This window comes from Cellulomonas biazotea, from assembly GCF_004306155.1.
GTDB lineage: Bacteria > Actinomycetota > Actinomycetes > Actinomycetales > Cellulomonadaceae > Cellulomonas > Cellulomonas biazotea.
Genome location: NZ_BIMR01000427.1, coordinates 1 through 8162, shown reverse-complemented (window position 1 = coordinate 8162; position 8162 = coordinate 1). Strand labels below are relative to the sequence as shown.

General features: G+C 72.8%; 8 protein-coding genes. 6 read left to right on the top strand and 2 right to left on the bottom strand.

All coding sequences use genetic code 11. The annotated features are described in order from the left end of the window. Positions 1-554, top strand: a 554-nt coding sequence (locus CBZ_RS19785) for an NYN domain-containing protein (protein WP_174768704.1), incomplete at its 5' end; no start/stop codon positions are given. A gap of 69 nt (positions 555-623) precedes the next feature. Continuing rightward, entirely contained in the window at positions 624-875 is a 252-nt protein-coding gene (locus CBZ_RS19780; protein ID WP_130783149.1) for a hypothetical protein, read from the top strand. On the opposite strand, the gene CBZ_RS19775 is transcribed toward CBZ_RS19780, so the two are convergent. Further along, on the bottom strand, positions 854-2659 hold the full coding sequence (locus tag CBZ_RS19775; RefSeq protein WP_130783148.1) for an AMP-dependent synthetase/ligase: 1806 nt from the start codon (positions 2657-2659) through the stop codon (positions 854-856). The genes CBZ_RS19780 and CBZ_RS19775 overlap by 22 nt on opposite strands. Positions 2660-2861: 202 nt before the next feature. On the opposite strand from CBZ_RS19775, the gene CBZ_RS19770 reads away from it, so the two are divergent. Then, entirely contained in the window at positions 2862-3803 is a 942-nt protein-coding gene (locus CBZ_RS19770) for an ROK family glucokinase (protein WP_130783147.1), read from the top strand. A gap of 88 nt (positions 3804-3891) precedes the next feature. Here the strand turns inward: CBZ_RS19770 and CBZ_RS19765 are convergent, their stop codons facing one another. Then, positions 3892-4491, bottom strand: a complete 600-nt coding sequence (locus CBZ_RS19765; RefSeq protein ID WP_130783146.1) for a hypothetical protein — start codon at positions 4489-4491, stop codon at positions 3892-3894. A 152-nt stretch (positions 4492-4643) separates the two neighbouring features. On the opposite strand from CBZ_RS19765, the gene CBZ_RS19760 reads away from it, so the two are divergent. The 3 genes from CBZ_RS19760 to CBZ_RS19750 all read left to right on the top strand — a co-directional run bounded on the left by CBZ_RS19760 (position 4644) and on the right by CBZ_RS19750 (position 8133). Next, complete coding sequence (locus CBZ_RS19760) at positions 4644-5438, top strand: lysophospholipid acyltransferase family protein (RefSeq protein WP_246013566.1); 795 nt, start codon at positions 4644-4646, stop codon at positions 5436-5438. A gap of 125 nt (positions 5439-5563) precedes the next feature. Next, positions 5564-6781 carry a pyrophosphate--fructose-6-phosphate 1-phosphotransferase gene (locus tag CBZ_RS19755; protein WP_130783145.1) on the top strand — a complete coding sequence of 406 codons (1218 nt, stop codon included), beginning with the start codon at positions 5564-5566 and terminating at the stop codon, positions 6779-6781. Further along, on the top strand, positions 6781-8133 hold the full coding sequence (locus tag CBZ_RS19750; RefSeq protein ID WP_130783144.1) for a class II 3-deoxy-7-phosphoheptulonate synthase: 1353 nt from the start codon (positions 6781-6783) through the stop codon (positions 8131-8133). The genes CBZ_RS19755 and CBZ_RS19750 overlap by 1 nt, the downstream gene beginning before the upstream one ends. The last annotated feature ends 29 nt before the right edge of the window (positions 8134-8162 follow it).

Below are 8162 nucleotides of genomic sequence, written 5' to 3'. Positions count from 1 at the left end.
TGCTCCTCGACACGATCGTCGACGCCGCCAGCGGGTTGCGGCACGAGCTCGCGCTGCCGCCCGCCACCGACCTGCCGGCCGACCTCGTCGCGCCCGAGGGCCCCCGCGTCGCGTCCCGGGCGGGCTCGCGCGGGCGCTCCGCCGACGACCCGGCCCTGCTCGACGAGCTCCTGCGGCAGCCGTGGGCGCACCTGCTCGTCGACGGCTACAACGTGACGAAGACCGGCTACCCAGACCTGACGCTCGCGGAGCAGCGGCGTCGGCTCGTCGACGGGCTGGGCCGCGTCGCCGCCGGGACGGGCGCCGAGGTGACGTGCTGCTTCGACGGCCAGCCGGGTCAGGCGCCGCCGTCGACGCAGGCACGCGGCGTGCGCGTCCTGTTCTCGGTCGGGGAGATCGCCGACGACCTGCTGCGCCGCCTCGTCGCGGCGGAGCCGGCCGGTCGAGTGCTGGTCGTGGTCACGAGCGACCAGGCCGTGGCCCGTGACGTCGAGGCGCGTGGCGCGTGGGTGGTGCCGTCGGCGACGCTCGTGGCGCGACTGCAGCACCTCTGACCTGCGGCGCCTCCGCGCGTGCCGGCGAGGCGGTCACGGCTGTCGGACGTCGTCGCTAGCGTCCCGGCCATGATCATCGACTGCGACTCCTGCGCGGTCCGCGGCAGGGACTGCGCCGACTGCGTCGTGAGCTTCCTGACGATCCCCGTGCGGCCGACGGCCGTGCCCGACGCGCCGCTGCGGACGGCCGCAGGGGCGGTCGAGCTCGACGCCGCCGAACGCCACGCCATCGGCGTGCTGGCGGCGTCGGGGCTCGTCCCGCCCCTGCGCCTGGTGGAGGCCGGCCGACCGGCCCGCCGTCAGTCCCGCTCGTCCGCGTAGAGGGCCTCGACGTCGGCCGCGAAGTCCTTGAGGACGACGGCGCGGCGGATGCTGAGCTTCGGGGTGAGGTACCCGTCGGCCAGCGTGAGGTCGCGGTCGAGGACGCGGTACTTGCGGATCGACTCGGCCCGCGAGACGGCCCGGTTCGTCTTCTCGACCGCCTTGTCGAGCGACGCGATGACGTCGGGGTCGGTCCGCGCCTCCTCGAGGCTCATCGGGGGCTTGCCGTGGGCGCTGAGCCAGCCGGGCACGCCCTCGGGGTCGAGCGTGACGAGCGCGCCGATGAAGGGGCGCTGGTCCCCGACGACGACGACCTGGCTGATGAGCGGGTGGGCGCGCAGGCGGTCCTCGAGGACCGTCGGCGCGACGTTCTTGCCACCGGCGGTGACGATGATCTCCTTCTTGCGGCCGGTGATCGTGAGGAACCCGTCGGCGTCGAGCGCCCCGAGGTCGCCCGTGCGGAACCACTCGTCGCTCAGCGACTCGGCGGTCGCCGCCTCGTTCGCGTGGTAGCCGCGGAACACCTGGATGCCCTTGATCTCGACCTCGCCGTCGGCGGCGATGCGGATCGCGGTGCCGGGCAGCGGGAGCCCCACCGAGCCGATCTTCGTCTTGCCCGGCCGGTTCACGGTCGCGGGGGCGGTCGTCTCGGTGAGCCCGTAGCCCTCGAGGACCTTGAGGCCGACGCCGCGGTAGAAGTGGCCGAGCCGCTCGCCGAGCGGTGCGCCGCCGGAGATCGCCCACTCGGCCTGCCCGCCGAGCGCGGCCCGGAGCTTGTGCAGGACGAGGACGTCCGCGACCTTGTGCTGCAGGCGCAGCCACGGGCTCGGGCCGCGCGGCGTGTCGAGCGCGCGCGAGTAGACGATCGCCGTCTTCGCGGCCCGCTGGAAGATCGGGCCCTTGCCGCCGGCGGCGGCCTTCTGCTCGGCCGAGTTGTAGACCTTCTCGAAGACGCGCGGCACCGACAGGATGAACGTCGGCCGGAACGTGCCCAGGTCCTCGATGAGGGTCTTGGTGTCGGGAGTGTGACCCAGGACGGCGCCGGCGGGGATGCACAGCACCTCGATGAAGCGCGCGAACACGTGCGCGAGCGGCATGAACAGCAGGGTGCGGGCGCCATTGCCCGCGACGACCTCCTGCAGCCCCTCGACGGCGTTGACCGTGAGCGCGGTGAAGTTGCCGTGCGTCAGCTCGACACCCTTGGGACGGCCGGTCGTCCCCGAGGTGTAGATGATGGTGGCGACGTCCGCCTGGTTCGCGAGGCCGCGCCTGCGGACGATCTCCTCGTCCGGGACGTCGGCGCCGGCAGCGACGAGCGACTCGACGGCCCCGTCGTCGATCACGAGCACCTCGCGCAGCGCGGTGGCGGGACGGACCTCCTCGACGACGGCCTCGTGGGCACGCGACTCGACGACGAGCAGGGAGACGTCGGAATCGGTGAGGATCCACTCGACCTGCTCGGCCGACGAGGTCTCGTAGAGGGGGACGGGCACGGCGCCGGCGGCCCAGGTCGCCCAGTCGACGAGCGACCACTCGTACCGGGTGCGCGACATGATGCCGACACGGTCGCCGGGCTGGACGCCGCGGGCGACCAGGCCCTTGGCGACGGCCACGACCTCGGCGTCGAACTCGCGAGCGGTCAGGGGGATCCAGGGGCCACCGGCCTGGGTCTTGTGCTCGACCAGGACGCGGTCGGGCGTGTCGCGGACACGGGCGGCGAACAGGTCGTTGAGGTTGTGCGAGGGATCGACCTCGACGAGCAGGGGCGTGTGGAACTCGTCCATTCTGGCTCCAGTGGCAGTGGCGAAGTGTGCGACGAGGATACGTGACGTGACAAGGGCCACATCCTCGCCCGAACGGGTAGCCTCCACCAGGTTCGACGGGACGATGGGCGCACGCGGCGCGCGCCGCGCCCGCTAGCGTGGGTGGCCGCGGACCAGCACGGTCGCGGACCCCCGGCACTGACGCGTAGGAGCACTCACGGACATGCACGCCATCGGTGTGGACATCGGCGGGACGAAGATCGCGGCAGGCGTGGTCGACGAGGACGGCGTGATCCTCGCGCAGACGCGGGTCGAGACGTCCCCGGACGACGTCGCCGGCATCGACCGGGCCATCGCGGAGGTGTACGGCGAGCTCGCGGGCTCCTACGAGATCGGTGCGATGGGCCTCGCGGCGGCCGGCTTCGTCGCGGCCGACCGCTCGGGCGTCCTGTTCGCGCCGAACATCGCGTGGCGCGACTACCCGCTGCGCGACAAGGTCAAGGCCCTCATCGCCGACGACATCACCGTGGTCGTCGAGAACGACGCCAACGCGGCCGGCTGGGCGGAGTTCCGCTACGGCGCCGCGCGCGACGTCGACGACATGCTCATGCTCACCGTCGGCACCGGCCTGGGCGGCGCGATCGTCTCGAACGGCGAGCTCGTCCGCGGTGCGTGGGGCGTGGCCTCCGAGGTCGGGCACATGCGCGTCGTGCCCGGCGGGCACTACTGCGGCTGCGGGCACGAGGGCTGCTGGGAGCAGTACGCGTCCGGCAGCGCCCTGGTGCGCGACGCACAGGCCGCCGTCCTCACGCAGCCCGACCGCGCGCAGCGGCTCCTGGAGCTCGCGGGCGACGCCGAGAAGCTCGTCGGCCCGCAGATCACGCAGGCGGCGCAGGAGGGCGACCCCCTGGCGATCGACCTGCTGGCCGAGCTCGGCCGCTGGCTGGGCGAGGGCGCCGCGTCCGCGACCGCGCTGCTCGACCCCGCGCTGATCGTCGTCGGCGGCGGTGTCGTCGCGGCCGGCGACCTGCTGCTCGCCCCGGCGCGCCGCGGGTTCGCGGAGCAGCTCTCGGGCCGCGGCCACCGGCCCGAGGCGACGTTCGTGCCCGCCTCGATGGGCAACGACGCCGGCATGGTCGGCGCGGCGGACCTCGCGCGCCTCTGACGACCTGCACGACGAGCCCCGGGGTGGACGCCTCGGGGCTCGTCGACGTCCCGGCCGGGCCAGCGGCGCTGGTGCGGGTCGCGTCCGGTCAGACGACCGCGCCGGTGTCGTCGTCCTCGGGGTCGCGCCGGTGCGGCATGCGCCACAGCAGGATCGCGACGCCGATGACGAACACCACGGCCGCGGCCTGCACGAGCGCCTGCGGCGCGTCGCGCCACGCGACGAGCACGACGAGCAGGAAGACCGGCATCCCGGCGGCCGCGAACCACGCCATCGTGAGGAGCGGGTCACCGCCGAGCACGGGCCCGGGGTCGGGCGGCACGAAGTGCTCCTCGGCGTCGACGGTGCTCTCCGCGTCGTCGTACTGCGTCGTCCCGTCCCAGTCGCGCCCCTCGGCCTCGCGCGCGGGCCGCACGACGCGCGCGTCCGGACCCCAGGCGACGCTCGCGTCGGGTGTCGTCGGCGCAGCGGGCTCCGCCGTCCGGGTGGTGCGCGGGTCGTCGTCCTCGTCGTCGCCCGTGTAGCCGGCGAGGTCCCCGAGCTGTGCGACGATCGCGTCCCAGCGCTCGTCGTCGCTCTGCGGCTGCTCGGGCGAGGGATCGTGCGGGTGGTCGCCGTCGGCCGGTCCGGACGCGTCGGGACCCCGGTGGGGGACCGCGTCGTCGGGGTCGTCGGGGCGTGCAGCCATGAGAGCACTCTAGAGTCGGACGGAGCGGTCGGGGACGCCGGGCGCCGGTCGGGCCGTCGTGGGCGTCGTCCGGTGCCGTGCGACCTGGTCCGTCGGGTGTGCGTGCTCGGGTCCGAGCGTGCCGCCGGTCGCGTCGGCTGAGAGGTGGGCAGTTGTTCTACTGGTTGATGAAGCGGGTGTTCGTGGGCCCGTTGCTGCACCTCGTCTACCGACCCTGGGTGCGGGGTGCGCAGCACGTCCCGGACTCCGGGGCGGCGATCCTCGCGAGCAACCACCTGGCGGTGATCGACTCGTTCTTCCTGCCCCTGGTCCTGGACCGCGAGCTCGTGTTCATCGGCAAGCAGGAGTACTTCACGGGGCGTGGGCTCAAGGGCCGGATGACCGCGGGGTTCATGCGCGGTGTCGGCACCATCCCCGTCGACCGTGGGGGCGGCAAGGCCAGCGAGGCGGCCCTCAACACGGGCCTGCGCCGGCTGTCCGAGGGAGACCTGTTCGGCATCTACCCCGAAGGCACCCGCAGCCCCGACGGCCGCCTCTACCGCGGCAAGACCGGCGTCGCGCGGCTCGCGCTCGAGTCCGGGGCACCCGTGATCCCCGTCGCGATGGTCGGCACGGAGATCGCTCAGCCCCTCGGGCGCAAGATCCCCAAGGTCATGCGGATCGGCGTCGTCATCGGCGAGCCCCTCGACTTCAGCCGCTACCGGGGCATGGAGAACGACCGGTTCATCCTGCGCTCGGTCACCGACGAGATCATGTACGCGATCATGAGCCTGTCCGGTCAGGAGTACGTCGACGTGTACGCGGCGACGCAGAAGGCGCGCATCGCGACGGGCCACCCCGCGGTGACGGGCGACGTCCAGGACCACCTGCCCGCCGCGCCGGGCGGCCGGCCGGTCCCGGACGTCCAGGTTCCGGTCCCACCCGAGGAGGGGTCGGAGCGTCAGTAGGATGAGCGGGTCGGTCAGACCGACCGCGCACGGACCGCGCCCCCCGCTCGGGGTGGTGGGTCCGGCGTGACAGGGCGGGAACGCCGGTGCGCGTCCGCCGTGCTCATCTACGAGAGGTGTGTCTCATGTCGGTTCGTCGCGTCGCCCTCCTGACCGCAGGTGGCTTCGCTCCGTGCCTGTCGTCCGCCGTCGGTGGCCTCATCGAGCGCTACACCGAGATCGCTCCGGACGTCGAGATCATCGCGTACGAGCACGGCTACTACGGTCTGCTGCGTGGCGACAAGATCGTCATCGACGCGGACACGCGCAAGAAGGCCGGCATCCTGCACCGCTTCGGCGGCTCGCCGATCGGCAACTCGCGGGTCAAGCTCACCAACGCGAAGGACTGCGTCAAGCGCGGCCTCGTGCAGGAGGGCCAGGACCCGCTGCAGGTCGCCGCGGAGCAGCTCAAGGCCGACGGCGTCGACGTCCTGCACACCATCGGCGGCGACGACACGAACACGACGGCCGCCGACCTGGCCGCGTACCTCGCGGACAACGGCTACGGCCTGACGGTCGTCGGCCTGCCCAAGACGATCGACAACGACGTGGTCCCGATCCGCCAGTCGCTCGGCGCGTGGACCGCCGCCGAGGAGGCCGCGGGCTTCGCCGCGAACGTCATCGGCGAGCACCGCTCGGGGCCGCGCATGCTCATCGTGCACGAGGTCATGGGCCGGCACTGCGGGTGGCTGACGGCCGCCGCGGCCGCCGAGTACCGCAAGTGGCTCGACCAGCAGGAGTGGGTCCCCGGGATCGGCCTGTCGCGCGAGCGCTGGGACATCCACGCCGTCTTCGTGCCCGAGCTGGCGCTCGACATCGACGCCGAGGCCGCGCGCCTCAAGAAGGTCATGGACGAGCAGGGCAACGTCAACATCTTCCTGTCGGAGGGTGCGGGCATGCACGAGATCGTCGAGCAGCTCACCGCCGCCGGCACGCCGCCCGAGCGTGACCCGTTCGGCCACGTGAAGCTCGACACGATCAACCCGGGCCAGTGGTTCGCGAAGCAGTTCGCGGAGAAGCTCGGCGCCGAGAAGACGATGGTCCAGAAGTCCGGCTACTACTCGCGCGCCGCGGCCGCGAACGCCGAGGACCTGCGCCTCATCAAGTCCATGACCGACCTGGCGGTGGAGTGCGCCCTGCGCGGCGAGTCCGGCGTCATCGGGCACGACGAGGAGCAGGGCGACGTGCTGCGCGCCATCGAGTTCCCGCGCATCGCGGGCGGCAAGGCGTTCGACGTCTCGCAGCCCTGGTTCGGCGAGCTGCTGACCGACATCGGTCAGCCGCTCGTCCCGGCGAGCCACTGATGAGCGTCGAGCCGGACCCGCAGGTCCTCGCCGGGCTGGACGCCTGGCGGGACCTGACCGCGGGCCAGCAGCCGCAGTGGCCGGACCGTACCGCGCTCGAGCAGGTGTCGACCCGTCTGGCCGCCCTGCCGCCGCTCGTGTTCGCGGGGGAGGCCGACGCGCTGCGCGGCCACCTCGCGGCGGCGGGCCGGGGCGAGGCGTTCCTGCTCCAGGGCGGGGACTGCGCCGAGACCTTCGCCGAGGCGACCGCGGACAACATCCGCAACAAGATCAAGACGATCCTGCAGATGGCGGTCGTGCTCACGTACGGCGCGAGCCTGCCCGTCGTGAAGATGGGCCGGATGGCGGGGCAGTACGCCAAGCCGCGCAGCTCCGACGCGGAGACGCGCGACGGCGTGACGCTGCCCGCCTTCCGCGGCGACATCATCAACGGGTTCGACTTCACGCCCGAGGCGCGGACCCCGGACCCGCAGCGGCTGCTGGAGGCGTACCACACGTCCGCCTCGACGCTGAACCTCATCCGTGCGTTCACGACGGGCGGCTTCGCGTCGCTGCTGCGCGTGCACGAGTGGAACCGCGGGTTCACGACGAACCCGGCGTACTCGCGCTACGAGGAGATCGCCGCCGAGATCGACCGTGCGATCCGCTTCATGGCGGCGTGCGGCGCGGACTTCGACGCGCTGCGGACGGTCGACTTCTACTCGTCGCACGAGGGCCTGCTCCTCGACTACGAGCGGCCGCTCACGCGCATCGACTCACGGACCGGGCTGCCGTACGACTGCTCGGCGCACTTCCTGTGGATCGGCGAGCGCACCCGGCAGCTCGACGGGGCGCACGTCGACTACTTCTCGCGCGTGCAGAACCCGCTCGGCATCAAGCTCGGGCCCACGACGACCGGTGACGACGCGCTCGCGCTCATCGACCGGCTCAACCCGAGCGGCGAGCCGGGGCGCATCACGTTCATCACGCGCATGGGCGCCGGCAAGGTCCGTGACCTGCTGCCCGCGCTCGTCGAGAAGGTGACGGCCGACGGCCGTCCCGTCACGTGGGTGTGCGACCCGATGCACGGCAACGGCATCACGTCCGCCACCGGGTACAAGACGCGGCGGTTCTCCGACGTCATGGACGAGGTCGCGGGCTTCTTCGAGGTGCACCGCGCACTGGGCACCGTGCCCGGCGGGCTGCACATCGAGCTCACCGGTGACGACGTCACCGAGGTGCTCGGCGGCTCGGAGCAGATCGACGACGAGGGCCTCGCGCGCCGGTACGAGACGCTGGTCGACCCGCGCCTCAACCACCAGCAGTCGCTGGAGATGGCGTTCCAGGTCGTGGAGCTGCTCCGCAAGGCCTGACGCGTCCCGCGTCGCGACGGGCGGGCCCC

Coding starts and splice junctions, on each gene's coding strand:
- CBZ_RS19780 (WP_130783149.1), top strand. CDS start 624: ATGATCATCGACTGCGACTCCTGCGCGGTCCGCGGCAGGGACTGCGCC.
- CBZ_RS19775 (WP_130783148.1), bottom strand. CDS start 2,659: ATGGACGAGTTCCACACGCCCCTGCTCGTCGAGGTCGATCCCTCGCAC.
- CBZ_RS19770 (WP_130783147.1), top strand. CDS start 2,862: ATGCACGCCATCGGTGTGGACATCGGCGGGACGAAGATCGCGGCAGGC.
- CBZ_RS19765 (WP_130783146.1), bottom strand. CDS start 4,491: ATGGCTGCACGCCCCGACGACCCCGACGACGCGGTCCCCCACCGGGGT.
- CBZ_RS19755 (WP_130783145.1), top strand. CDS start 5,564: ATGTCGGTTCGTCGCGTCGCCCTCCTGACCGCAGGTGGCTTCGCTCCG.
- CBZ_RS19750 (WP_130783144.1), top strand. CDS start 6,781: ATGAGCGTCGAGCCGGACCCGCAGGTCCTCGCCGGGCTGGACGCCTGG.